The sequence below is a fragment of the Ruegeria sp. CL7 genome (assembly GCF_056536445.1).
The window spans coordinates 149,291-175,014 of record NZ_JBQFPQ010000006.1 but is presented as its reverse complement, the minus strand read 5'-3'; the positions used below and the strand labels follow the sequence as shown (position 1 = coordinate 175,014).

General features: G+C 58.2%; 19 protein-coding genes. 16 read left to right on the top strand and 3 right to left on the bottom strand.

Going from position 1 to position 25,724, the window contains the following annotated elements:
* Positions 1-6: 6 nt before the first annotated feature.
* Together paaI and paaG are read right to left on the bottom strand one after the other, a co-directional pair.
* A complete protein-coding gene (paaI, locus tag ACR0LI_RS15400) occupies positions 7-432 on the bottom strand; it encodes a hydroxyphenylacetyl-CoA thioesterase PaaI (RefSeq protein ID WP_171636641.1) in 426 nt (141 codons plus the stop codon).
* A 2-nt stretch (positions 433-434) separates the two neighbouring features.
* Positions 435-1,220, bottom strand: a complete 786-nt coding sequence (paaG, locus tag ACR0LI_RS15395; protein ID WP_480490939.1) for a 2-(1,2-epoxy-1,2-dihydrophenyl)acetyl-CoA isomerase PaaG — start codon at positions 1,218-1,220, stop codon at positions 435-437.
* Positions 1,221-1,341: 121 nt separating this feature from the next.
* Here paaG and ACR0LI_RS15390 point away from each other — a divergent pair, with 121 nt between their 5' ends.
* The 6 genes from ACR0LI_RS15390 (at position 1,342) to paaZ (ending at position 9,696) form a co-directional block, all read left to right on the top strand.
* On the top strand, positions 1,342-3,357 hold the full coding sequence (locus ACR0LI_RS15390; RefSeq protein WP_480718795.1) for an FAD-dependent oxidoreductase: 2,016 nt from the start codon (positions 1,342-1,344) through the stop codon (positions 3,355-3,357).
* A 70-nt stretch (positions 3,358-3,427) separates the two neighbouring features.
* Entirely contained in the window at positions 3,428-4,447 is a 1,020-nt protein-coding gene (locus tag ACR0LI_RS15385; RefSeq protein WP_480718794.1) for a TRAP transporter substrate-binding protein, read from the top strand.
* 57 nt (positions 4,448-4,504) lie between these two features.
* Positions 4,505-5,008, top strand: coding sequence for a TRAP transporter small permease (locus ACR0LI_RS15380; protein ID WP_480718793.1), 504 nt, complete (start codon positions 4,505-4,507; stop codon positions 5,006-5,008).
* Positions 5,008-6,360: a TRAP transporter large permease gene (locus ACR0LI_RS15375; protein WP_480718792.1), complete on the top strand. Its 1,353-nt coding sequence runs from the start codon at positions 5,008-5,010 to the stop codon at positions 6,358-6,360. The genes ACR0LI_RS15380 and ACR0LI_RS15375 overlap by 1 nt, the downstream gene beginning before the upstream one ends.
* On the top strand, positions 6,360-7,547 hold the full coding sequence (locus ACR0LI_RS15370; RefSeq protein ID WP_480488732.1) for a cytochrome P450: 1,188 nt from the start codon (positions 6,360-6,362) through the stop codon (positions 7,545-7,547). Before ACR0LI_RS15375 ends, ACR0LI_RS15370 begins: the two co-directional genes overlap by 1 nt.
* Positions 7,548-7,665: 118 nt before the next feature.
* Complete coding sequence (gene paaZ / locus ACR0LI_RS15365) at positions 7,666-9,696, top strand: phenylacetic acid degradation bifunctional protein PaaZ (RefSeq protein ID WP_480718791.1); 2,031 nt, start codon at positions 7,666-7,668, stop codon at positions 9,694-9,696.
* A 319-nt stretch (positions 9,697-10,015) separates the two neighbouring features.
* On the opposite strand, the gene ACR0LI_RS15360 is transcribed toward paaZ, so the two are convergent.
* Positions 10,016-10,468: an Lrp/AsnC family transcriptional regulator gene (locus ACR0LI_RS15360; RefSeq protein ID WP_171636498.1), complete on the bottom strand. Its 453-nt coding sequence runs from the start codon at positions 10,466-10,468 to the stop codon at positions 10,016-10,018.
* A 115-nt stretch (positions 10,469-10,583) separates the two neighbouring features.
* Here ACR0LI_RS15360 and ACR0LI_RS15355 point away from each other — a divergent pair, with 115 nt between their 5' ends.
* From ACR0LI_RS15355 to ACR0LI_RS15310, 10 genes are all read left to right on the top strand, one after another.
* Entirely contained in the window at positions 10,584-11,783 is a 1,200-nt protein-coding gene (locus ACR0LI_RS15355) for a methionine gamma-lyase (protein ID WP_171724612.1), read from the top strand.
* A gap of 14 nt (positions 11,784-11,797) precedes the next feature.
* Entirely contained in the window at positions 11,798-14,179 is a 2,382-nt protein-coding gene (locus ACR0LI_RS15350; protein ID WP_480718790.1) for a 1-deoxy-D-xylulose-5-phosphate synthase N-terminal domain-containing protein, read from the top strand.
* Between the two features lie 387 nt (positions 14,180-14,566).
* Positions 14,567-16,543 (top strand): DEAD/DEAH box helicase, encoded by a 1,977-nt coding sequence (locus ACR0LI_RS15345; protein ID WP_480490950.1) that lies wholly within the window; start codon positions 14,567-14,569, stop codon positions 16,541-16,543.
* A 185-nt stretch (positions 16,544-16,728) separates the two neighbouring features.
* The gene (locus ACR0LI_RS15340; RefSeq protein ID WP_480490952.1) at positions 16,729-18,786 is read left to right on the top strand and encodes an adenylate/guanylate cyclase domain-containing protein; all 2,058 of its coding nucleotides are present in this window, start codon (positions 16,729-16,731) and stop codon (positions 18,784-18,786) included.
* A gap of 298 nt (positions 18,787-19,084) precedes the next feature.
* Positions 19,085-20,668, top strand: coding sequence for an ABC transporter substrate-binding protein (locus ACR0LI_RS15335; RefSeq protein ID WP_171724609.1), 1,584 nt, complete (start codon positions 19,085-19,087; stop codon positions 20,666-20,668).
* A gap of 68 nt (positions 20,669-20,736) precedes the next feature.
* A complete protein-coding gene (locus ACR0LI_RS15330) occupies positions 20,737-21,831 on the top strand; it encodes a M24 family metallopeptidase (RefSeq protein ID WP_480718789.1) in 1,095 nt (364 codons plus the stop codon).
* Entirely contained in the window at positions 21,831-22,838 is a 1,008-nt protein-coding gene (locus ACR0LI_RS15325; protein ID WP_171724607.1) for an ABC transporter permease subunit, read from the top strand. Before ACR0LI_RS15330 ends, ACR0LI_RS15325 begins: the two co-directional genes overlap by 1 nt.
* The gene (locus ACR0LI_RS15320; protein WP_152460560.1) at positions 22,838-23,740 is read left to right on the top strand and encodes an ABC transporter permease subunit; all 903 of its coding nucleotides are present in this window, start codon (positions 22,838-22,840) and stop codon (positions 23,738-23,740) included. The genes ACR0LI_RS15325 and ACR0LI_RS15320 overlap by 1 nt, the downstream gene beginning before the upstream one ends.
* 4 nt (positions 23,741-23,744) lie before the next feature.
* Positions 23,745-24,722, top strand: a complete 978-nt coding sequence (locus tag ACR0LI_RS15315; RefSeq protein ID WP_480718788.1) for an ABC transporter ATP-binding protein — start codon at positions 23,745-23,747, stop codon at positions 24,720-24,722.
* Positions 24,719-25,672 (top strand): ABC transporter ATP-binding protein, encoded by a 954-nt coding sequence (locus tag ACR0LI_RS15310; protein ID WP_171636482.1) that lies wholly within the window; start codon positions 24,719-24,721, stop codon positions 25,670-25,672. The genes ACR0LI_RS15315 and ACR0LI_RS15310 overlap by 4 nt, the downstream gene beginning before the upstream one ends.
* Positions 25,673-25,724: the final 52 nt, after the last annotated feature.

Here is a 25,724-nt window from a genome sequence, read left to right as displayed (position 1 = left end):
GCGAAGCTATTCCTGAAAATTCTGCCCGCCGACCGCGCGGGACATTCCGCGAAACTCGGCGATCAGGGTGTTGTCTTGGTTGGTGACGTGCACGTCATAGATGCCACTGCGGCCGGTGACGGCAACCTCTGTCGCGGTTGCGGTCAGATGGTCCCCTTTTTTTCCGGGCGCGAGGTAGCTCATCATCGTATGCTGGCCGACGGTTGCCACGTTGCGGCTGTTGCAGGCGAAGGCAAAGGCGCTGTCGGCCAGGGCATGAGTGACGCCCCCGTGGCAAATGCCGTGCCCGTTGCAGTGATGGTCCCCGACTGTCAGGGTCAGAACTGCACGGCCTTCGTCGACTTCGACCAGATCCATCCCGAACCATTTGCTGGCTTGGTCATTCGCCCACATCGCTTCAGCGGATTTCGTGGCACGTTCCTTGGGTGTCATCATCAGCGTCCCTGGAAATTCGGTGTCCGCTTTTCAAGAAAACTGGATACGCCTTCGGCGTAATCCGCGCTTTCCCCGCAGGTCTTCATTGCGTCTGCTTCGATCTCAAGCTGATCCGAGAGCGACGTGGTGGCAGCGGTTTGAATGCACTGTTTTGTCAGCCCGAGCCCGAGGGTTGGGCCGTTTGCCAATTGCGCGGCAAGTGCGCGCGCTTCGGTCATCAATTGATCATCGGCCACCGCCTTCCAGATCAGCCCCCAATCTTCGGCTTGCTTGGCCGGAAGGGGTTGGGCTGTCAGGGCCAGCCCCTTGGCGCGCGCCTCGCCCAACAGGCGCGGCAAGTGCCAACTGCCGCCCGTGTCGGGAATCAGGCCCACCTTGGAAAAGCTCTGAATGAATTTTGCACTTTCCGCGGCCAGAACCATATCACAGGCCAGCGCCAGATTTGCACCCGCCCCGGCGGCTACTCCGTTCACGGCGCAGATCACCGGGATATTCACTGACCGGATCAACCGGATAAGAGGGGCATAGAATCTGCGTACCGTTTTGCTTAAATCCGGCGGGCCATCCATTTTCGACGGGTCGCGATCGCCGAGGTCCTGACCGGCACAAAAGCCTCGTCCGGCACCGGTCAGCAATATCGCGCGGGCCCCGCCGTCGCGCGCGGCTTTCAGCGCATCCTGAAGCGCCAGGTGCATTTCTTCATTGAACGAGTTCAGCTTGTCCGGGCGGTTCAGGGTGATTTCGGCCCAGTTCCCGTTGTCTTGTACAAGAATCGTATCGCTCATGACTGTCTCATCTGGTCTCGTTTCAACTTAATCATTGCATTAACCGAACGGTTGGTCAATATATAAACCCGAACCGAATCTGAACCGATCAAAGGGATTGCAAATGTCGCAGTCGTCGCTGGTGAGCGTTGAATTTAAGGGCGACGTGGCGTGGGTCACCATTGGCAACCCGCCGGTAAACGCGACGTCGACAGGAGTTCGCCAAGGGCTGTCTGACGCCGTTGATGCGGTCAAGGGGGCGCGGGTGGCGGTGCTGTGTTGCGCTGGAAAAACCTTTGCCGCAGGCGGCGACATGTCCGAATTCGATGCGCCGCCGGTCGAGCCGCACTTGCCCGACGTGGTTCAGAAAATCGAAGACAGCGAGGTTCCGTTCATTGCCTGCATGCATGGCAACGTGCTGGGTGGTGGGTTCGAAATCGCCATGGCCTGTGCGTGGCGGATCGCAGCGCCGGGAACGGGTTTTGGTCTGCCGGAAGTCAATGTGGGCTTGATCCCCGGGGCAGGGGGCACACAACGATTGCCGCGTCTTGTCGGGATGCAGGCTGCAATTGACATGGCTTGTTCGGGCAAAATTTTCAAGGCAGAGACACTGGCCGAGCTTGGCGGCGTCGACCGCATCGCCGAAGACCCCAGGGCTGCTGTCCTGGAGTTGATTGCCGACCTGCCCGAACGCCCAATACCTGTCAGCCAGCGTGCTGTGGCGGAATTTTCGCCGGATCTGTTGGAGACGAGCCGCGAGGCTTTGAAGAAACGCGCTAAGGGTCAGAAATCACCGTCGGAAAACCTGACGGCGCTTGGTTGGTCGGTTGAGCCATTTGCCACCGCACAACCGAAAGAGCGCGCGCGCCATCTGGAGTTGCGCCAAAGCCCGGAAAGCCGCGCTTTGCGCTACGCGTTTTTTGCTGAGCGGGCCGTGTCCAAACCTTCTTTGATCAAAGACGTGGCCGTCCGAGACATAACACGGATCGCCGTTGTCGGAGGTGGGTTGATGGGGGCAGGGATCGCAACTGCCGCCCTGAACGGCGGGCTGTCCGTGACGTTGATCGAGCGAGACGCTGACGCCGCGGCCGCAGCGCACAATCGGGTTGCGGGTCTGCTGCAAGGCGCGGTCAAGAGAGGCAAGATGTCCGAGGCGCAGCTTCGGGATCGCCTTGCTGCGTTTCGTGCGGTGCACAGTTATGCAGACGCTGCGGATGCCGAATTGGCGATCGAGGCCGTCTTTGAAGACCTGTCCGTAAAGCAACAGGTATTTGACGAGCTGGCAAGCCATATGAGCAGCGATGCGATTTTGGCAACCAATACGTCCTATCTGGACCCGCGCGAAATTTTCGCGGACGTCGGCAATCAGGCCCGATGCATCGGGCTGCATTTCTTCAGCCCGGCCCATGTCATGAAGTTGCTCGAGGTCGTGGTAGCTCCGCAAACCTCTGCTGAAGTGGTCGCAACCGCGGTCGCGCTTGGGAAGAAGCTTCGCAAGGTTTCGGTGCTGTCGGGTATCTGCGATGGGTTCATTGGCAACCGCATGTTGGCCGCCTATCGGCGCGCGGCCGATTATCTGCTGGCAGATGGGGCGCTTCCCTATCAGGTGGACCGTGCAATGCGGGCGTTCGGGATGCCCATGGGGCCTTACGAGCTTCAGGATCTGACCGGTCTTCAAATTGCCTGGGCGAACCGCAAACGCAATTCCGCCAACCGCGACCCGAACGAACGTTATGTCACCATCGCGGACCAGCTTTGTCAGCGTGAGCGTTTCGGCCAGCGTGTCGGCAAAGGGTGGTACCGCTACGAAGAGGGCAGTCGAGATCCGGTTCGTGATCCCGAAGTTGAGGCATTGATCGAAGCTTATTCCGACCAGCAGGGCATCACCCGCAGGGATTTTTCGGACAAGGAAATCTGTTCGCGGTTGCTGGCGGTCTTGGCCAACGAGGGCGCTTTGATCATTGAAGAGGGGATCGCGGAAAACGCCGAAGCTGTCGATATGGTTCAAATCCATGGATATGGCTTTCCCCGCTGGAGAGGAGGACCGATGAACTATTGCAACGAAATCGGCATCAGCCGGTGCGCCGCAAATATGCTAACCGTAGTGAAAGAAAGCCCAGGTTCGTGGCGCCTCGCGGGCCAATTGGAAAACAATTAACATGTTGATGGTTACAAAAGTGACCATTAACGCATTCTCGAGTCATGTTTCACAGGGAGGAGACAAAACCATGAAGTTCACCAAGTTGAGCACTCTTTTGGCCTCGGCCGCGCTGGCTGTTTCGGGCACAGTGGCGCTGGCGGCGGATTATACGCTGACGATTTCCAGCTGGGCACCGCCGACCCACGGCATCAACGCGAAGATGTGGCCGAAATTCGTGGAAATGGTCGAAGAAGCCACCGACGGCAAAGTCACTGCTGAACTGAAGCTGGGAATTGCCCCGCCGCCGGCGCAGATGGATCTGATCATGGATGGCGCGGCGGATGCGTCGATCATCTTCCATGGTTACCAGCCCGGTCGTTTCGTCACCACCAAGATGATTGAGCTGCCCGGATATGAGGGCTCGGCCGAAGCGGCCTCGGTCGCGTATTGGCGTACATACGACAAGTATCTCAAGGCAGCGGACGAACATCGCGGTGTGAAAGTGATCGCCCTGCACACACACGGCCCGGCACAGCTTCATTCCAGCAGCTCCGTGACCAACCTCGACGAGGTATCAGGCCTCAAGGTGCGTATCCCGGGTGGTGTGGGCGGAGATGTCGGCACGGCGCTGGGCGCAACCGGAATCCAGGTTCCCGCGCCGAAAGTATACGAGACACTCGCGTCGAAAGCTGCTGATGGTGTGGTTATGCCATTTGAATCCCGTAAGGGTTTCAAGCTGACTGAAGTGGCGCAGAACGTATATGAAGTTCCGGGTGGCCTGTATCGCGGTTCATTTGCGTTCATCATGAACGAAGACACTTTTGCGGATCTTCCCGCCGATGTGCAGGCCGCTTTGGAAGAAAAGGTCTTCGGCGAACCGCTGAGCCGCGAAATCGGTAAAATCTGGGATGAGATCGACGCGATCGGCCGTGAGGCGACCGAACAGACCGACGGCAACGCGATCAATGCAGCCTCTGCTGAAGATCTGGAAAAGTTCAACGCGATCGCTGCCGATGTGCGCGCCAAGGTCATCGAAGAGGTCAATGGCACCGGTGTTGATGCGCAAGCCGCTTATGACATGATCGTTAACGAAATGGCTGCCCAGTAACACAGCCCGGCTGGCGGGGTTGACCCGCCAGCCATCTTCACCCGTTGGGGGCCAATCATGCAATCTATCGTGACCTTCGCGCGTCGCGTCAGTATCATTCCGACGGTGCTGGCCTGTGTGGCGCTGTTCATCCTGATGGTGATGACCTTTTTTGACGTCATCCTACGCTCAGTCTTCAATGCTCCGATCGAGGCGGCAACCGAACTGACACGGATTCTGATGGCGATCCTTGTGTTCTCGGTTCTGCCGATGATTTCGGCCGGGAAAGGGCAAATCGCCGTTGACCTGACCGATGGATTGTTTTCCCGCCTGCGGCTGAGCAGGGCACGCGATGCAATTGTCTATCTGATGTCTGGCATCATGCTGATCTGGCCGATTCAGCGCGTTTGGGTTCTGGCTGAACGTGCACGGGATTACGGGGACGTCACCGAATACCTGTCGATCCCTGTCTTCTATGTCGGCTGGTTCATCGCCGCCTTCACTGCAATAACGGCCGTTGCGATGGTCATCACCGGTCTTTTGCACATTTTTGCCCCCCAAACCTTGTCGGAGCACGCCTGATGACTGCCGCACTAATCGGTTTCGCCCTTGTCCTGGTTCTTGTGTTGGTACGCTTGCCCATTGTGTTTGCGATGGGCCTCGTGGGGACGCTTGGGTTCGCATATGAACGCGGTGGCAGCATCCTGTCCGAGCGCGGGCTGAAGGCCGCCATGTCGATGGTGGGCCGCCAGATTACGGATACGGCACAGGACTATGGCCTTTCGGTCGTGCCACTGTTCATCCTCATGGGTCTGTTCGTAAACAAGGGCGGGCTCGCGCGCGAATTATACGCGGTCTCAAACGCCTTCCTGGGCCACTTCCGAGGTGGTATCGCCATGGCGACGGTTGCCGCCTGCGGCGGCTTTTCGGCCATTTGCGGTTCCTCGCTGGCAACGGCTGCGACCATGTCCAAAGTCGCGATGCCCGAGATGCGCCGGTACCGCTACTCGGATGAGTTGTCGACCGCGTCGATTGCAGCGGGGGGCACGCTGGGTATCCTGATCCCACCGTCGGTCATTTTGGTGATCTACGGCCTGTTGACCGAAACATCGATCGGCAAACTCTTCGTTGCGGGCATAATTCCCGGTGTACTTGGTATCCTCTTCTATCTGTTCGCGGTGCGCTGGACCGTTTGGCGCAGGCCCGAGGCCGGCCCCGCCGGTGAACGCCACGGCTGGGGCGAACGCCTGTCGGCCCTGCGCTCGGTCTGGGCGGTGTTGCTGTTGTTCTTCCTGGTGATCGGCGGCTTGTACGGAGTGTTCGATTTCCATCCTTTGAACCTGACCTTCAGCCCGACCGAAGCCGCTGGTATGGGCGCGATGGGGGCGTTCTTGATCGCATTGTCGCGCGGCGGGCTGACCCTTAGATCGACCTTTGAAGTGCTGAAGGAAACCAGCTTCACCGCCGCAGCGCTGTTCTCGGTTCTGATCGGCGCGCAGATCTTCTCGAATTTCATCAACCTGGCCGGTCTGCCCGAAGCGTTGATCGCCCTGGTCACCGCATATGAGGTGGAGCCCTTCGTCGTGATCCTGATGATCCTCGGGATCTACATCATTCTGGGATGCGTCTTTGAATCGCTGTCGATGCTGTTGCTGACGGTTCCGATCTTTTTCCCTCTGGTCACGTCATTGGGATACGATCCGATCTGGTTCGGCATCGTTGTCGTCGTCGTGACCGAGATCAGTTTGATCACGCCGCCCGTGGGTCTGAACGTGTTCATTCTGAAAGGCGTGGTCGGGGACGTATCGACCGGAACAATCTTCAAGGGGGTCACACCTTTCTGGGTGGCAGACATCTTCCGTCTGGCTCTGATCGTTCTGGTGCCTTGGCTGGTTCTGGTCCTTCCCGAACAAATGGGAGCGATGGGTCACTGATGTTCTCTCTTACTGCGCTTTCGGACGGGTTTCATGCGGATCCCTATCCAACCTACGCCGCGTTGCGCGAAGACACGCCCGTCTGCTGGCAGCCCGATGGTTCGGTGGTCCTGTCGCGGTATGACGATCTGGATCTGGTGTACCGGGATACCGAGCGTTTCATTTCGGATAAAAAGGCGGTTTTCGGTCCCAAATACGGTATCGATAGCCCGCTGTACGAACACCATACCACCAGCCTTGTGTTCAACGATCCGCCCCTGCATACCCGCGTCCGCAAGGTCATGGTCGGCGCTATGAACCCACGGGCGCTGGCGCAGATGGAACCGGGCCTGATTGAACTTGTGGATGGGCTGCTGGACGAGATGCAGGCCAAGGGCTCGGTAGAGTTGATCGAGGATTTCGCCGGTGCCATCCCGATCGAGATCATCGGCAACCTGCTTGGCATTCCCAGATCGGAACGTGGCCCTTTGCGGGATTGGTCTTTGGCTATTCTGGGCGCTTTGGAACCCCAATTGACGCCCGAGCAGGAAGAGTGGGGCAACCGGTCGGTATCTGATTTCAAGGACTATCTTCGGCATGTCATCGAAGATCGCCGGGCCATCCCCGGAGATCCTGCGACGGATGTCCTGACACGGTTGATGCAGGATGACACCGACGGTGGCTTGACCGAGGTCGAGCTGTACCAGAACTGCATCTTCATTCTGAACGCAGGGCACGAGACCACCACCAACCTGATCGGCAACGCATTGGAACTGTTGGAACAGCACCGCGACAAGCGGGCCGATCTTCTGGCCAATCCGGATCTGATCAACACGGCAGTGGACGAGTTTCTGCGGCTGGAAAGCCCAAATCAGTTTGGCAATCGTCTGACCACCGAAGATGTAACGTTCCACGGTCAGACCATTCCGGCCGGTACGGACATTCACCTGTGTATCGGCGCGGCCAATCGCGATCCGCGGCAGTTTGAACAACCTAATGAGGTTGTATTGGATCGGCGCCCCAACAAGCATCACGCGTTTGCCGGAGGTCCCCATACCTGCGTCGGCCTGACCCTGGCCCGTATGGAGGGGCGCGTGGCCGTCGGACGGTTTCTTACGCGATTCCCGACCTATCGCATCACTGACGGCGCCGAACGGGGCGGGCGCATCCGGTTTCGGGGTTTCGCGCGACTGCCAGCGCAAGTCTGAGATGTGCGGTTTGGGTGACAATTCGCCAATTTATTGACCGACCGTACGGTTTATATTATGATTTCGTGAGACGGGCATATGGCCGCGCGAAGTTCACACAACAAATGAGGAGACGCTCATGACAATCCAACAGATTTCCAGCTTCGCGGCCGGTGAATGGGTTGCGCCCGGTGCGGGTGCCCGCAATATTACAAGCGCAGTCACCGGCGAGGTGATCGCCACGGCCGGCAATAGCGCGTTGGATGTGCAGGGGATGCTGGACTATGCGCGCAATGTCGGCGGGCCGGCGCTGCGGCAGATGACGTTCCACCAGCGGGCCAAGATGCTCAAGGCGTTGTCCGTTCATTTGGGTCAGCACAAACAGGAAATGTATGACCTGTCTTTCAGCACAGGTGCGACCCAGTCCGACCACTTGATCGACATAGACGGTGGTATCGGCACGATGTTCGTCTTCGCTTCGAAAGGTCGACGCGAGATGCCGGACGGATATGTCTATCTGGACGGTGAGGTCGAGCAGTTGTCGCGCAATGGCACTTTTCTGGGGCAGCACATCTGCACCCCGTTGCATGGGGTGGCGGTTCACATCAACGCGTTCAACTTTCCTGTCTGGGGGATGTTGGAAAAGCTGGCTCCAACCCTTCTGGCAGGCGTTCCGGCCATCGTAAAACCGGCGACGAACTCGTGCTACGTCACCGAACTATGCGTCCGGCTGATGCTGGACTCCGGCATTTTGCCTGCGGGCGCGTTGCAGCTGGTTTCGGGTGGTCTGGGCGATATGCTGGACCGTCTGACCATGCAGGACGTGGTCAGTTTCACCGGATCCGCAGAAACGGCGTCGAAACTGCGTTCCAACCCGGTCATCCTGGAGAATTCTGTTCGTTTCGTAGCCGAGCAGGACAGTCTGAACTGCTCGATCCTGGGCCCTGATGCCGAGCCCGGAACGCCGGAATTCGACCTTTTCGTCAAAGAAGTCCAGCGCGAGATGACCACGAAGGCCGGGCAGAAATGTACGGCGATCCGCCGGATCATTGCCCCAGAGCCTCAGGTGCAGGCGGTGATCGAAGCCCTGTCCGCGCGGTTGGCAAAAACGGTCATCGGCGACCCGCGGCTGGAAACCACACGCATGGGCGCGCTGGTCTCGAACGGTCAGAAACGCGATGTTCTGGAAAAGGCGGCAATCATCGGGCAGGAAGCCGAGCGCGTTTTCGGCAACCCTGACGATTTTCAGGTTGATGGGGCGGATGCTGAGAAAGGCGCGTTCCTGCCGCCGATGTTGTACCACTGTGCCAATCCGGATGCGGCCCGACGCGTCCATGACACCGAGGCTTTTGGCCCGGTCAGCACGGTGATAGGGTATCGCGATCTTGACCATGCGATCGATCTGGCGAACCGCGGGCAGGGGTCGCTGGTGGCATCGGTCATAACTCGTGACGCGGATGTGGCGCGACAAGTTGCCCTTGGGGCCGGGGTCTATCACGGGCGGCTGTATTTCAACAATCGTGACTCGATGAAGGAATCCACCGGCCACGGCTCTCCTCTGCCGCATATGGTTCACGGCGGACCCGGACGCGCTGGTGGCGGCGAGGAGATGGGCGGTGTGCGTGGCGTGAAGCACTACATGCAGAGGACAGCCATTCAGGGGTCACCCGATTTGCTGACCGCGATCGGGAACAAATGGGTTCCCGGCGCGACCGAGGTCGCAGGGCCAGCCCATCCGTTCACGCGCCGGTTCCACGAGCTGGCGATTGGCGAGACCCTCCACACGGCGCCCCGTACAATCACGATGGAAGACATCGAACACTTTGCCAATTTCACCGGCGATACGTTCTACGCACATATGGATCAGGCAGCGGCGGAACGGAACCCGTTCTTCCCGGGCCGTGTGGCCCATGGGTATCTGCTTCTGTCATTTGCAGCCGGATTGTTTGTTGAACCGAACGAAGGCCCGGTTCTGGCAAACACAGGTCTTGACGGGTTGCGATTCATGAAGCCCGTCGAGGCGGGTGATACCATCAAGGTGCGGTTGACGGTCAAGGCCAAGACCAAACGGAACGAAGAATACGGCGAAGTCCGCTGGCATGTCACCCTGACCCAACAGGATGATGAAATGGTTGCGGAATATGAGCTTTTGACGATGGTCGCCTACTAGGCCCGGAACCCATTGAATTCGGCAGGTCAGCGTGTTCACGGTTCGAAAAACGAGCGGTGAACATGTCTGATCTTCGGGATGCGTGCCAGAATCCGGGGGCGCAAACAGTGCGGGTTGCCTGCAAAGCACGCTAAGCGGCGCAATCGCGTCAAGATAATGTTCGACAGAATCAAGGGCTGGCTGCGCGCCACGACCCTTTGCGACCGAGGCTCAAAGGTCCTCTCGCCCGCGCCGCCATGAGTTGGCTGTGAAACCTTATCCCGGCGCGCGTTAAACATGCACATCAACCTGAGTTCGCAGATTGGCCGGGCGCGTTCCATCAGGGTGGAAAAACGGCGGTCTTCTTTACCGTTCCATAAACAAAGCTGGTGTCGATCGAAGCAATCCCACCGATCGGGTGAATTCTGTTTCGTATGAATTCTTCATATGCCTCGAGATCCGATACCAACACCCGCAGCTGGTAGTCCATTGCCCCGGTCAGCACGTGGCATTCAAGAACTTCGTCGATCATCCGAACGCGTTTTTCGAAATTCTGTACGTCCGTTTCATTGTGTCGCTCCAACCGGACCCGCACAAAAACGGTAATGCCTATGCCGTATGCGGCGGCGTCCACATCTGCGCTGTAACCCTTTATGATCCCGCGCGCTTCGAGGTTCTTGACCCGGCGCAGACACGGCGACGGAGACAGGTTCACCTCGTCGGCAAGGTCCTGGTTCGTCATGCGCCCGTCCTTTTGCAGCGCCCGAATGATCTGTCTGTCTTTATCGTCCATTTCAACCTTAAAATTGGCAGAATCTGCCAATATAGATCGCTGTCTTGATACTATTTGCAAGCACAAGCCCAAAGTAAAGGTGCAAACTGGCGTCAGCTTGAAACAGGAGCTTGCAATGACTCGTTCAACCGGATTTGCCACCCGCGCCATTCACCACGCTTACAACCCTCTGGAAAATGACGGCGCCCTTACCCCACCGCTGCATTTGACGTCCACGTTTACCTTTGAAACCGCAGAGGCTGGTGGAGAGATGTTCGCCGGTGAACGCGCAGGTCATATCTACAGCCGTATTTCGAACCCCACATGTGACCTTCTGGAACAACGCATTGCGGTGCTTGAAGGGGCCGAGGCCGGACTGGCCCTTTCCAGCGGCATGGGGGCGATCACGGCAGTGCTTTGGACCCTGCTGTCGCCGGGGGACGAAGTCATCGTGGACAAAACGCTCTATGGCTGCACCTTCGCCTTCATGCGCCACGGTCTGGCAAAATGGGGGGTCACGATCACCCATGTCGACATGACAGACCCAGAGAACCTGAAAGCTGCCGTTTCTGACAAAACCCGCGTTGTCTATTTCGAAACTCCGGCCAATCCGAACATGCGCTTGGTGGACATCGCCGCCAGCGCCGAAATTGCGCATTCGGTCGGTGCAACGGCTGTCGTCGACAACACCTATGCCAGCCCCTATCTGACCCGCCCGATCGAGCACGGGGCGGATATCGTTCTGCATTCTGCCACCAAATATCTCGGTGGGCATGGCGACGTGGTCGCTGGTCTGGTTGTCGGCACCGCCGAACAGATCGCCGAAATCCGCCTGGTCGGAATGAAGGATATGACCGGTGCGGTCATGGCCCCTTTCAACGCGATGCTGATCCTGCGTGGTCTAAAAACACTGAACCTGCGTCTGGATCGTCATTGCGCGTCAGCCAAGGTCGTCGCTGATTTCCTCGAGGCGCACCCCGCCGTCGGTGAGGTTTATTTTCCCGGGCTGAAAAGCTTTGCCCAGCATGATGTCGCGCAGCGGCAAATGTCCCAACCCGGCGCCATGATCGCGTTCGAGATCAAGTCCGGCCTGTCCGGTGGGATCGAATTCATGAACCGCCTGAACATGATCCAGCGCGCGGTGTCCTTGGGCGATGCCGAAACGCTGATCCAGCACCCTGCATCCATGACGCATTCGACCTATACCCCGGAAGAACGGGCCGCGCATGGGATCAGCGATGGTTTGATCCGTTTGTCCGTCGGGCTTGAGGATGTCGAAGATATCCTCGCAGACCTGGAGCAAGCTTTGCCGTATCCTGCCCGCAGCGCCGCCTGAACCCGGAGACCGCCATGCACATTGATCCCACTCAGTTGAAGATCGTTGAACAACGTCTGCTATGGTTGTCGCATTGGATGATCCACAATGCCAACCAGATCCGACCAAAGGTGGATGGGATCAAGGTTGGTGGCCATCAGGCGTCGTCTGCTTCGATGGTGTCGATCATGACCGCGCTCTATTTTTCGGCCCTGCGCCCTGAAGACCGGGTGGCGGTCAAACCCCATGCCTCGCCGGTTTTCCATGCGATGCAGTATCTCATGGGCAATCAAACGCGCGAGAAGATGGAAAACTTCCGTGGTTTTGGCGGTGTGCAAAGCTATCCCAGCCGGACCAAGGATATCGACGACGTCGATTTTTCTACCGGGTCTGTGGGTTTGGGTGTCGCGATCACCTCGTTTGCTTCGATCATTCAGGATTACATCAAGGCCAAGTGCTGGGGCTCGGATGCTCCGATGGGGCGGATGGTGGCCCTTGTAGGCGACGCAGAACTGGACGAAGGCAATGTGTACGAGGCTTTGCAGGAAGGCTGGAAGAATGACCTGCGCAATACGTGGTGGATCGTTGACTACAACCGGCAATCCCTGGATGGCATCGTCCGCGAAGGGCTGTTCGAACGGATTGAAAAGATCTTCGATGCGTTCGGTTGGGATGTCGTGCGCGTGAAATATGGGGTTCTGCAACGCGCGGCCTTTGAAGAACCGGGTGGCGATCGCCTGCGCGACTGGATCGATGCGTGCCCCAATCAGGAATATTCGGCTTTGACCTTCATGGGTGGCGCAGTCTGGCGGCAGCGTCTCATGGACGATCTGGGGGATCAGGGGGATGTGACCGCCCTGATCGAACGGCGGACGGATGCAGAGCTGGCTGCCCTGATGGAAAACCTTGGCGGCAATTGCGTCGAGACCATGGCCCGGACATTTGCCGCCATCGATCATGATCGCCCGACCTGTTTCCTGGCCTACACCGTCAAAGGGTGGGGCACCCCCATCGCAGGTCACAAGGACAATCACGGCGGGCTGATGAACAACAGCCAGTTCGCCGCGTGGCAGTCGCATATGGGCGTGCCGAAGGGCGAGGAATGGGAGCCGCTTGCGACAGTGCAGGACCCAGCCGCATTCAAGGATTTTCTGGCAAAGGCACCGTTCTTTGCCAAGGGTCCGCGCCGCTATTTCGATGACAAGCTGGACGTGCCACGGATCGAGGTCGACACCAGCCGTGAAATCTCGACCCAGATGGCGTTTGGCAAGATCCTTGACGATCTGTCAAAAGGTGATGGCCCGTTGACCGAACGCATCGTGACAACCTCTCCGGATGTCACCGGCACGACGAACCTGGGGCCTTGGGTTAACAGGCGCAAGCTGTTTGCCCGATCCATGCAAGCCGATGCCTTCATAGAACATCGGATCCCTTCGACGGCGAAATGGGAGTTCACTCCGGAAGGGCAGCATATCGAGCTTGGTATCGCCGAAATGAACCTGATGCTACTTCTGGGAGCGGCGGGTCTGTCGCATTCCCTGTTTGGCAAACGGTTGATCCCGATCGGCACCGTCTATGACCCCTTTGTCAGTCGCGGCCTCGATGCGCTAAACTATGCCTGTTATCAGGATGCACGCTTTATTCTCGTCGGTACGCCATCGGGCGTGACACTGGCACCTGAAGGCGGAGCGCATCAATCCGTTGGTACCCCCCTGATCGGCATGAGCCAGGACGGGCTGGCCGCATTCGAACCCGCCTTTGCTGATGAACTGGCGGTGATCATGGAATGGGCCTTCGACTATCTGCAACGCGACGGTGAAGGGCAACCGGACGAGCGCACATGGCTGCGCGATGAAACCGGCGGTTCCGTCTATCTGCGTCTGACGACCAACCCGATTGAACAGCCTGGAAAGCGTGTCGACGATGAGTTCCGCCAAGGTGCCATCGATGGGGCCTATTGGTTGCGAAAACCGGGGCCCAATTGCGAAGTTGTAATCGCCTATCAAGGTGCCGTCGCGCCCGAGGCAATCAGGGCCGCCGGTATCATCGGCGAGGGCCGTCGCGATATCGGCGTTCTGGCCGTGACGTCCGCGGATCGGCTGAATGCCGGTTGGACGGCTGCACAACGCGTGCGGTCGCGGGGCAACCCCGCCGCACTTTCCCACATCGAGGCCCTGATGTCTGGCCTGCCGGCGCATTGCAATCTGGTCACCGTGATTGATGGGCATCCTGCAACATTGTCGTGGCTGGGCGCTGTGCGCGGTCATCAGACCATTCCGATGGGGGTCGAACATTTTGGCCAGACAGGAACGATCGGTGATCTCTATCGCCACCACTGCATTGATGCCGATGCCATCATCGAAAAAGTGAATGGTTTGACCCGTGGCAGAGTACTTCTTAGGGCAACAGGGGCTTGAGATCGGGCCAACAAGATCAGGAACGAACCCGCTCGGGCTCTTGTTTGACCCATGTCGCATCGACGACGGTCATGTCATCGAAATGATCGGCACGATTGTGTGTGTCCGGTGCGTTTCTCCGACGCCCAACGGCAGGCATCTGCCAGCAAGATGTCGAATTGCGTACCCGCGTTGACCCAGGCTTGACGCGGCCCGGCCCTGGCGGTTGCGTCAGGGTCTGACCTGTCAGGGTGTTCCCTTATTGGAAGCTTTTCGGCGAAAATGCCCGTTTTCCCGTCTATACAACCGGGATGGCAGCCGGTAAGGGGCTGTCTTTACCCTTGGATGATCCGCTGATCGCAATTCCGCACAGCGCCTATCACCTGGCCGATACAAAGAACCACCACCGTGAAACAAACCATTGCAGATGCGCTAGCGCGCAAGGGCTATGATACATTGACCCAAGTTCAGCGAGCCGTCACCCAGCCCGAACTGGAAGGGCGCGACATGTTGGTTTCGGCCCAGACCGGATCAGGGAAGACCATTGGGTTTGGTCTGGCGATAGCACACAGGGTGCTGGGCGATGAAGAAACGCTCGGCAAACCCGAAGCGCCGTTGGCGCTGGTTGTCGCACCGACCCGCGAGCTGGCACTTCAGGTGAAACGGGAACTTGGTTGGTTGTATTCCGGAGCGGGAGCGTTTCTGGCCTCGTGCGTTGGGGGCATGGACATTCGGGATGAACGTCGCGCGTTGGCCCGAGGCGCCCATATCGTTGTGGCCACTCCGGGACGACTTCGCGATCATATCAATCGAGGGTCAATCGATCTGACAGCTATCCGAGCGGTTGTCCTGGACGAAGCGGACGAAATGCTGGATCTGGGGTTCCGCGAGGATCTTGAGTTCATCCTTGATGAAACACCCGCAGATCGTCAGACCTTGTTGTTTTCTGCCACTGTGCCACGCGCAATTGCCAATCTGGCCAAGCGGTATCAGCGCGACGCGGTACGTGTGAGCACGGTCGGCGAACAGACCCAGCACGCGGATATCGAGTATCGGGCCATGACGGTGGCGCCGCGTGATGGTGAAAACGCGATAATCAATGTGCTGCGATATTACGAGGCCCCCAATGCCATCGTTTTCTGCAACACCCGAGCAATGGTTTCGCGCCTGACCGCTCGCCTGTCGAACCGGGGGTTTTCTGTCGTGGCCCTGTCCGGTGAGCTGACCCAGAGCGAACGATCCAACGCGTTGCAGGCCATGCGTGATGGACGGGCCCGGGTCTGTGTCGCAACCGATGTTGCGGCCCGCGGCATCGATCTGCCCAACCTTGATCTGGTGGTCCATGCCGAACTGCCCAACAGCCATGAAACACTGCTGCACCGGTCTGGCCGCACAGGTCGCGCCGGGCGCAAGGGCGTCAGCGCCCTGATCGTCGCGCCATCATCGCGAAAAAAGGCAGAGCGCATTCTGAAATTTGCCAAGCTGACAGCAGAATGGGGATCGGCCCCGTCTGCCGACGAGGTGAACGAGCGTGATCAGGTTCGGATGCTGGCATCAGAGGACTGGCAGGTAGAGATTACGGAAAGCGAACGGCCGTCTGTTGAAAAACTGATTGCTCGCTTCACGCCCGAACAAATCGCGGCCGCTTACCTCAGGCAATACAAACTGCGCCATTCCGCCCCGGAAGAGCTGTCGGCGGTCGATCAGACCACCCCAAGACCACGGGCATCCTTTGGGCCCGGCGTCTGGTTTTCATTGTCCGAAGGGCGCAATCAGAATGCGTCCCCCCGTCATATGCTGCCGATGATCTGCAAGGCGGGCGATCTGACAAAAGACGACATCGGTGCCATTCGGATTGCCGAGGACGTAACTTATTTCGAAATCAGTGAAGCCAGTGTCGACCGCTTTCTGACCGCCATTGGTCCAGAGATGAAAATCGAAGAAACCAAAGACCTTGTGCGGTTGGATAAAGCACCGGACCTGTCGTCAACCGGTCGGTCCGGTCTCAAAAGTAAGTTCAAAGGCAGACCTACGGGACACAAAAAGGAAAACTCTCCGGCTGAGCGGAAAGCCCACCGCCGCCAATCCAAGCCCGAGGCTCAGCCTGCCCAGACCGTGCCCGCGACCGAAACCCGCCGAGCGTCGGATGACGACGCAAAAAGCCAGTTCAGGGCTTCGGGCGCAAAACCTAAAAAGCGCAAGCCCGACAGCGTCGAGCAAAAGAGGGGTCGTTCCAAACAAGCCGGAGACGCGCCGAAAGGTCCGCCGCCGCCGAAGGGCAAGCCAAACAGCAAGAAGAATCGTGCACGCGCGGCGGCCGTCAAATCCGCCAAGGGTGGCAACGCAGTTCCAAAACGTCGCAAACCCGGACCCAAGGGCAGTTGATTTCCGCCACGGACAAGGTTTGTCCTCTGGCCATTGGCAAGTGACCAGGTGCTGTTGATTTCGGTCCCGGCATACACATGTGCTTAACAGTTGCGTGATTTTTAGGGGTTGGAGCAAACTAAGCTTTGCTCTTCTTGCCATCTCAACCGAATACTGTGGTACAGGACATTCTTTTCGGGGTTTTCATGCGGTTCAGTGTCGGCATTGCTGTATCTATGCTGATCGCCGTATCCATCGGCGTGTCGACCTTTGTTGTTCATTCGCTGTGGTGGACGACCGCGCGTGACAACAGCCGCATGCTTGCCGCTGAGATCAACAGCCAGATTGCAAACGCGGTCCGTATCGAAGTCGGGGCAACCCTCAGATCCGCCGAAGCCGCATGGTCGGCGGTGCGCACGATTTTTGTACAGAATGTCATCGCAACACGGCAGGCCGATAAACGAGAGTTCGTGTTTCTGTCTCAGTTGCAGGCGCAGCCGAATATTTCCTGGATTTTCTTCGGTTGGCCGGACGGCAATTTTTTCGCGTCGCATCGGTTGGGCGACAGCGGGCTTGAGATGATCGAGATCGACAAGGCCATCCGCGACCGGAACCTGCGAACCGATCGATACATTTTTGTTCCCGGGGATATTCAGTTCGAAGAAAGGACCTTTGTTCCGACCTCTTATGATCCTCGCGATCATGCCTGGTTCAACAATTTCATGTCCCTGGACACGATGGGATGGATCGAAGCGCGCGATCTTCCGGGCAGTGACAAGACCGTATACGCATTTGCGGGGCCGATCGATGTCAACCGGGCACGGCAGGGTGTCCTTGCGGTCGCAATAGAAACCGACCGTTTGTCACGCTTTCTGGCGACGCTCGAGCCCGGCGAATTTGGAGCTGCCTTTATTCTGGATGCTGATGGCAAAGTAATTGCCGTTCCCGACGCAAAAGCGGACGAAGTTACACCGGCGCGCATGGGCGAGGGTGAACTGTACGAGGTTGCCAAGATCTCGGGGGAAAAACTGTTGGGCGATCCGGATGGCAAGACAGCGGGCAGTTCGACGAAGCGCGTGGTGATCGACGGCGTCCCCTATGCGGTGGCCCTGACACCTTTGGGTTTTTACGGGTGGCGCGTCGCTACGGTCATTCCGGAGGCGGCGTTTTTGTCGGGTATCAATGCAACCTTGATAGACCTGATCTATATCCTGATCGGGGTCGTGATCGTCTCAACCGCTCTGGCGATCTGGTTGATCCGTCGAATTGTAGCCAATCCTTTGGCGCGCATTGCCGAGGATCTGAGCAAGATCGAACGCTTCGACGTCGAACGCATTCCACGCCGGCCTTCAAACCTTTCCGAGCTTGCCAATCTGTCTGCGGCAACGGCCAGCATGGCAGCAGGATTGTCCGCGTTCAGAAAATACGTGCCGACCGATCTTGTGAAAATGCTGGTCGCTGAAGGCATCAAAACGCAGCCCGGTGGCGACATGAAGCAGATATCCGTATTGTTTTGCGATGTGACCGGTTTCACCGGGTTGTCGGAAAAACTCGGCCCCAAAATCATCCAGTTGATGGAGCCCTTTTTCTCTGCGGCCGCAGCTGCCGTCGCGCGCCATGACGGGACGATCGACAAATTCATGGGTGACGCGGTCATGGCGATCTGGGGGGCACCGCGCAAGGATGCTCTCCATGCCGAAAATGCCTGCCGCGCAGCGCTGGATCTTGTCGCGACCGTGGAAGATGCGGGCATCAAAGACGAGGCCGGAAATTCCCTGCGTGTCAGGATCGGGTTGAACAGCGGTGAAGCACTGGTTGGCAACATTGGGTCAGAGCAGCGGTTGAACTACACGGCGATCGGTGACGTCGTGAATGTGGCCAGCCGATTGGAAGGGGCCAACAAGGAGTATGGTACGCGCATTCTGATCGGTCCCGAGACCCGGCACGAAGCCGCCGATGCAATTGTCGTCCGAGAGCTGGACACGCTCGCGGTCTTTGGCCGGACCGAGGAGCTGGTGGTCTATGAGCTGATTGCGATGGCCGACGGTTTTGAAGGATCCCTTGATTGGATCGAGACCTACGAACAAGGTCTTGCGCATTATCGTTCCGGCCGGTTCGAGCAGGCGATAGCTGCGTTTGAGGCCGCGGACAAAACGCGGGGCGGGGACCCTGTGTCCGTCGCCATGAAGCTGCGCGCAAACAAGCTTTTGACCAACCCTCCCTCGGGGGATTGGCGCGCGGTTACGCATACGAACAAGACGTGAGAGTGCAGGCAATGAGCGCATGCTAACAGCACCCATTAACAGAAAGGTCTGAGTGCCCGGGAGAGGGTTTCGGGTCGTCGTATCGATTTCGCAGCGAAGATGAGAATGAGATCCGGAAATCAGGGTGCAACGGTAGAAAGACTCCTCAAAGATTTCGGCAGAAAGACACTGTTGACATTAGATATTGTATTTTGGATACATTAGGCAGAGGGATCGCGACGACCTGTGCTGTCACTGAATGCTCTGGCGACAAAGAGCCATGCGATTGTCTTTCAAAGTCCTTTTCTGGGAGAAAATCATGAACCTCAAACTTCTGGCCGCAACCACTGCGATCGCCCTGACGGGCGCCGTGGCGCAGGCAAATACACTTGTATATTGTTCCGAAGGATCGCCTGAAGGGTTCGATCCTGCGCTGTACACCGCGGGGACGACCTTTGATGCGTCTTCACATCCGATCTACAATCGGTTGCTTGAATTTGAAACGGGCACGACCAATGTGGTCCCCGGCCTGGCCGAAAGTGTCGAGGCCAGCGATGATGGTCTGGAATACACTTTCAAGCTGCGCCAGGGCGTCAAGTTCCACTCGAATGACGCGTTCACGCCGACCCGCGATTTCAACGCGGATGACGTGATTTTCTCCTTCATGCGTCAGAAAGACGAAAACCACCCTTATCATCAAGTGTCAGGCGGAACCTGGGAATATTTCCAGGGTATGGGGATGCCTGATCTGGTCGAGTCCATCGAAAAGATCGACGACTACACGGTGAAATTTACCCTGTCCAAGCCCGAAGCACCGTTTGTCGCCAATATGGCGATGGACTTTGCCTCAATCGTGTCGGCGGAATACGCTGCGGCAATGATGGAAGCCGGTACGCCGGAAAAACTGAATACGGCACCCATCGGCACCGGACCTTTCTCGTTCGTGGCATATCAAAAAGACGCGGTGATCCGTTACGCGGCCAATGATGCGTATTGGAACGACCCGGCGCAGGTCGAAAACCTGATCTTTGCCATCACGCCGGATGCGTCTGTGCGCTATCAAAAGCTGAAAGCAGGCGAATGTCATGTGATGCCCTATCCGAACCCTGCCGACATTCAGGCAATGAAGGATGATCCGGACATCAACATGCTGGAACAAGAGGGCCTGAACGTTGGTTATCTGGCCTACAACACCACCATGGCGCCATTCGACAATCCGAAGGTGCGCAAAGCGCTGAACATGGCGATCGACAAGCAGGCGATCATCGACGTGGTCTTCCAGGGCTCGGGCCAGGTGGCCAAGAACCCGATCCCGCCTACCATGTGGGGCTACAACGACGCCATCGTGGACGATCCCTATGATCCCGAAGCGGCCAAGGCGATGCTTGAGGCCGAAGGTGTTTCGGACCTGTCGATGAAAATCTGGGCCATGCCCGTCCAGCGCCCCTACAACCCCAATGCCCGTCGCATGGCCGAATTGATCCAGGCGGATTTCGCCAAGATCGGTGTGGGCGTCGAAATCGTCTCGTACGAATGGGGTGAATACCTGTCCCGCTCGAAAGAACTGAACCGGGACGGTGCCGTTCTGCTGGGCTGGACCGGGGACAATGGCGACCCGGATAACTTCCTGGCGGTTTTGCTGGGCTGTGACGGGGTCGAAGCATCCAACCGGGCGCAATGGTGCCATCAGCCATTCGAAGACCTGATCCTGAAGGCCAAGCAAAGCACGGATCAGGCCGAGCGGACCAAACTGTATGAAGAAGCGCAGGTTGTGTTCAAAGAGCAGGCTCCGTGGGCAACCATCGCGCATTCGGTCGTTTACATGCCCATGAGCAACAAGGTGCAAGGCTATAAGGTGCACCCTCTGGGCGGTCACATCTTCTATGGTGTGAGCGTCGAATAAACCACCACTCACAAACCGGAGCCACCTGATTGGTGGCTCCGGCTTTCTTATTGAGGAGGTCGGGCAGAATGCCGGATTTGTCCGAATACCGCCAATTGGCAATGGATATGTCAGTGGACGCAGTGGCCCTGGTGCCGGGTCCAAATTTCACCCGCGCATTGGGCAAATCCTTCATGAGCCACGAGCGCCCTTTTGTCGTGGTGATTCCGGCCATGGGTGATCCGGCGGCGATCGTGCCCAATCTGGAACTCGCCTCATGGGATCTGGTTGGATTTGAGGGTGCCGTATTCGACTGGCGCGATCAGACCGGCTATGACCGCGCATTTTCCGCGCTGGCAGCGCATAGTCCTATCAGATCGTTGGCCGTCGAAGGTCAGGTGATGCGGTTTTTCGTGTCAGACGCGTTTACCCGCGCAATTCCGGATCTGCGGATTGTGGACGGCGAGCGCGAAATCTCAGGCCTTCGCATCATCAAAACCGAAGAAGATATCGCCGCGCTGCAAGCGGCCATCGATATTTCGGAACGCGCGTTGGAGCGTGTGATTGCAGGTGTTCGTGCAGGTCAGACCGAAAAACAGATCGAGCAGGCGCTGATACAGGCGCTTTTTGCGGAAGGCGCCGAGTCGTTGGCCTTTTCCCCCATCGTGGCTGCGGGGGACAACTCGGCACGACCGCACGGAAAGGCGCGCGCCGACTACCGGATCAAAGCAGGCGATGCCTTGCTGTTCGACTTTGGCGCTCGAAAACATGGTTTTGCGGCCGACATTACGCGAACTTTTTTCGTTCAGGACGTCCCGGACGAAGGCCGGGATGTCTACGACACGGTTTTGCGCGCCAACAAAGCCGGGTTCGAAGCCTGCCGCCCCGGCGTGACAGCGCATGACATCGACGACGCCGTCACAGGCGTGCTTGAGGCCTCGCCCTTTGCCGATCGTATCCGGACCAAGACAGGTCACGGTCTGGGCCGGGATGTGCATGAGGCGCCGTATATCATGCGCGGCAACAGCCAGAAAATCCTGCCGGGCATGGTCTGGACCAACGAACCCGGTCTGTATGCATTGGACAAGTTCGGCGTTCGCATAGAAGATGACGTTCTCGTCACCGGGGATGGCTGTCGGTCACTGACCCGCTTTCCCAAAGAACTTACAATCATAGGTCGCTGATGCTTGGCTATTTCCTTACCCGTCTTGGCCTGTTTGTTCCGACATTTCTGGGCGTGACGTTGATTTCGTTCATGTTCATCCGGGTGCTGCCCGGCGATCCGATCATCGTGATGGCCGGGGAACGCGGCATGACGGAAGAACGTTATCAGGAAATGGTCGAAAAGCTGGGTTTCGACAAGCCGGTGTTGCAGCAGTATTGGGATTACCTCACCGGAGTGCTTCAGGGTGATCTGGGCGAAAGCTTTGTCACAAGGAAACCCGTATGGGATGAGTTCTTTTCGCTGTTCCCCGCAACGCTGGAGTTGTCCCTGTGCGCCATGATCTTTGCCGTTGCGCTGGGTCTGCCCGCAGGTGTGATCGCGGCGGTGAACCGAGGGAAGTTCTTTGACCGGGCGCTGATGTCCTCGGCGCTGGTCGGGTACTCGATGCCAATCTTCTGGTGGGCGCTGCTGTTGATCATCATATTCTCGGGCAATCTGGGCTGGACGCCGGTCTCGGGCCGCATCGACCTGTTGTATTATTTTCCCAGCGTCACGGGCTTTATGCTGATCGACAGCCTGTTGTCGGGTCAGGAAGGAGCATTCGGATCAGCCGTGCGCCATCTGATCCTGCCGACGATTGTGCTGGGAACGATTCCGCTGGCGGTTATCGCACGCCAGACCCGGTCGGCGATGCTGGAAGTTCTGGGCGAAGATTACATCCGCACCGCGCGCGCCAAGGGTTTGTCACCTTCGCGGATCAATGGATTGCACGCGCTGCGAAACGCTTTGATTCCGGTTGTTACGGTGATCGGCCTGTCGGTGGGCACGTTGCTGGCGGGGGCCATCCTGACCGAAACCATCTTCAGTTGGCCGGGCATAGGAAAGTGGATGGTCGACAGCATCTTTCGCCGTGACTACCCGGTTGTTCAGGGCGGATTGCTGATGATTGCGGTGATCGTGATGCTGGTGAACCTGCTGGTCGATGTCCTTTATGGCATCATCAACCCCAAAATTCGGAGGCGGTGATGGCCGAACTATCTTCAACCCCGCCCAGAACGGAAGACCGCCCCAGCGCCCTGCGAGAGTTCTGGTACTACTTCAGCGAAAACCGCGGCGCCGTCATCGGGCTTTGGGTTTTTGCAGCCTTTGTGTTTTGTGCAGCTTTTGCGCCCCTTCTGGCCCCCTATGACCCAACCGAACAGTTCCGCGATCATATCCTGCAACCGCCTGCTTGGCAGGAGGGCGGAAGCTGGGCTTTCCCGTTGGGTACCGATCCGCTGGGTCGGGACATGCTGTCGCGCCTGATCATGGGCTCGCGCTATTCCTTCTTTGTTGGAATCGTCGTCGTCTGTGTGGCGGTGTCGGGCGGCGTGATGATTGGCCTGCTGTCGGGCTTTGCCCCCAAATGGGTCGATACGCTGATCATGCGGGTGATGGATATCGTTCTGGCCTTTCCGTCGCTGCTGTTGGCACTGGTGCTGGTGGCCATCCTTGGCCCGTCGCTGACCAACGCGATGATTGCCATCGCCATCGTTTTCCAACCCCACTATGTGCGCCTGACCCGCGCGTCGGTTCTGGCGGAACGTCAGAAGGATTATGTCACGTCGGCGCGCGTGGCAGGCGCTGGCAGGTCACGGTTGATGTTCATCACCGTGCTGCCCAATTGTCTGGCTCCGATCATCGTCCAGGCGGCGTTGTCCTTTTCGACAGCAATTCTGGATGCAGCTGCCTTGGGCTTTCTGGGCATGGGCGCGCAGCCGCCCACTCCGGAATGGGGTACCATGCTGGCCGAAGCGCGCGAATTCATACTGCGCGCCTGGTGGGTGGTTACTTTCCCCGGTCTGGCGATTCTTGTCACCGTTCTTGCCATCAACCTGATGGGTGATGGCCTGCGTGATGCGCTTGACCCGAAACTGAAACGGAGCTGATCGCATGAGGCTTTTGCAGATCCGCAACCTGACTGTTGAATTCGCCACGGCCTCGGGCAAGTTCCGCGCCGTGGACGGTGTCGATCTGTCGGTCGACAGGGGCGAGCTGATGGCCATCGTCGGCGAAAGCGGCTCGGGCAAGTCGGTGTCGATGCTGGCGCTGATGGGGTTGTTGCCCTGGACCGCGACGATCACCGCTGACGAGATGCGCTTTGAGGGGGTGGATCTGGCCGGTCTTTCGGCCCGCGATCGCCGTAAGATCATCGGCAAGGACATGGCAATGATCTTTCAGGAGCCGATGTCGTCGCTGAACCCCTGTTTCACGGTGGGATTTCAGATCAAAGAGGCCCTGCGCATCCATCTAGGTTTGAACCGCAAGGACCGCCACCAGCGCGCGATTGAGCTGTTTGACCAGGTCGGCATCCCGGCCCCTGAAAGCCGTCTGACCACCTTTCCACATCAGATGTCAGGGGGCATGAACCAGCGCGTCATGATCGCGATGGCCATCGCCTGCAAGCCCAAGCTGCTGATTGCGGACGAACCGACCACTGCGCTGGATGTCACCATTCAGGCGCAGATACTCGACCTGCTGGTTCGGTTGCGGGACGAGCACGATATGGGCCTTGTGCTGATCACTCATGACATGGGGGTGGTGGCCGAAACCGCCGAACGGGTTCAGGTGCAATATGCCGGACAAAAAGTCGAAGAGCAGCCCGTGCGTGATTTGTTCCGCACGCCGCGTCATCCCTATACATCGGCCCTGCTGAGCGCCTTGCCCGAGCGCGCGACCTCCAAGATCCTCCCGACGATTCCCGGCGTTGTGCCGGGTCAATTCGATCGCCCCGCAGGGTGCTTGTTCAGCCCCCGATGCCGGTTTGCTGATGCAACTTGCGCTGAAATACCGCCGACCCCCCATGCCGACGCCTTCGGCAAGGCGCGTTGTCACCACGTAGAAAAAATTGCGGCCGGAGAATTGGCATGACCGACCCCATCGTTCAGGCGAAAGATCTGACCCGGTTTTACACGGTGAAGGGCGGGTTGCTGTCCAAGTCAGCGACGGTAAAGGCCCTTTCTGGGGTGGATTTCGAACTGAAACCGGGAAAGACTCTGGCCATCGTCGGAGAGTCCGGCTGTGGCAAGTCAACATTGGCGCGATTGGTCACGATGATTGAAGAGCCGACGTCGGGCAGGCTGACGATTGATGGTGTCGACATTACCCCGTCGCGGTGGAGCAAGATGCGGGAAACGGTGCAAATCGTGTTCCAGGATCCGTATGGATCGCTGAATCCACGTCAACGCATCGGCCAGATCTTGCAGGAACCGCTGATCATCAATCGTCCGGACATGTCCGCCGCAGACCGCGAGACACAAGCGCGCGACATGATCGAGATGGTGGGATTACGCCCCGAGCATTATGATCGCTATCCACATATGTTCTCTGGCGGGCAGCGTCAGCGTATCGCCATTGCACGCGCGCTCATGTTGAATCCCAGGGTCCTGGTTCTGGATGAGCCGGTTTCGGCACTCGACGTCTCGATCCAGTCGCAGATCCTGAACCTGCTTGTGGATTTGCAGGAACGGCTTGACCTCGCCTATCTGTTTATTTCGCACGATCTTTCCGTGGTTCGACATTTTGCAGACGACGTGATCGTGATGTATCTGGGGCGCGCTGTTGAAAAGGCGCCCAAAGAACAGCTGTTCGCCGCGCCGCGCCACCCCTATTCCAAGGCGTTGCTGTCCACGACGCCCCGAGCCGACCCTATGGCCCGAAAAGAACGGATCAAGCTTGAGGGCGAACTGCCGTCGCCAATGAATATTCCAAAAGGTTGCGCCTTTGCGCAAAGATGTTGGCTGGCAACCGATCAGTGCAGGGCAACATTGCCTGAACTGGCCGGAGAAACGCATCAGGTCGCGTGTCTGTACCCCTTGTAATGCAAGTAGGTTTTTACGTTGGTGTGAGATGGTGGCAAACAGGGCGGCCTCA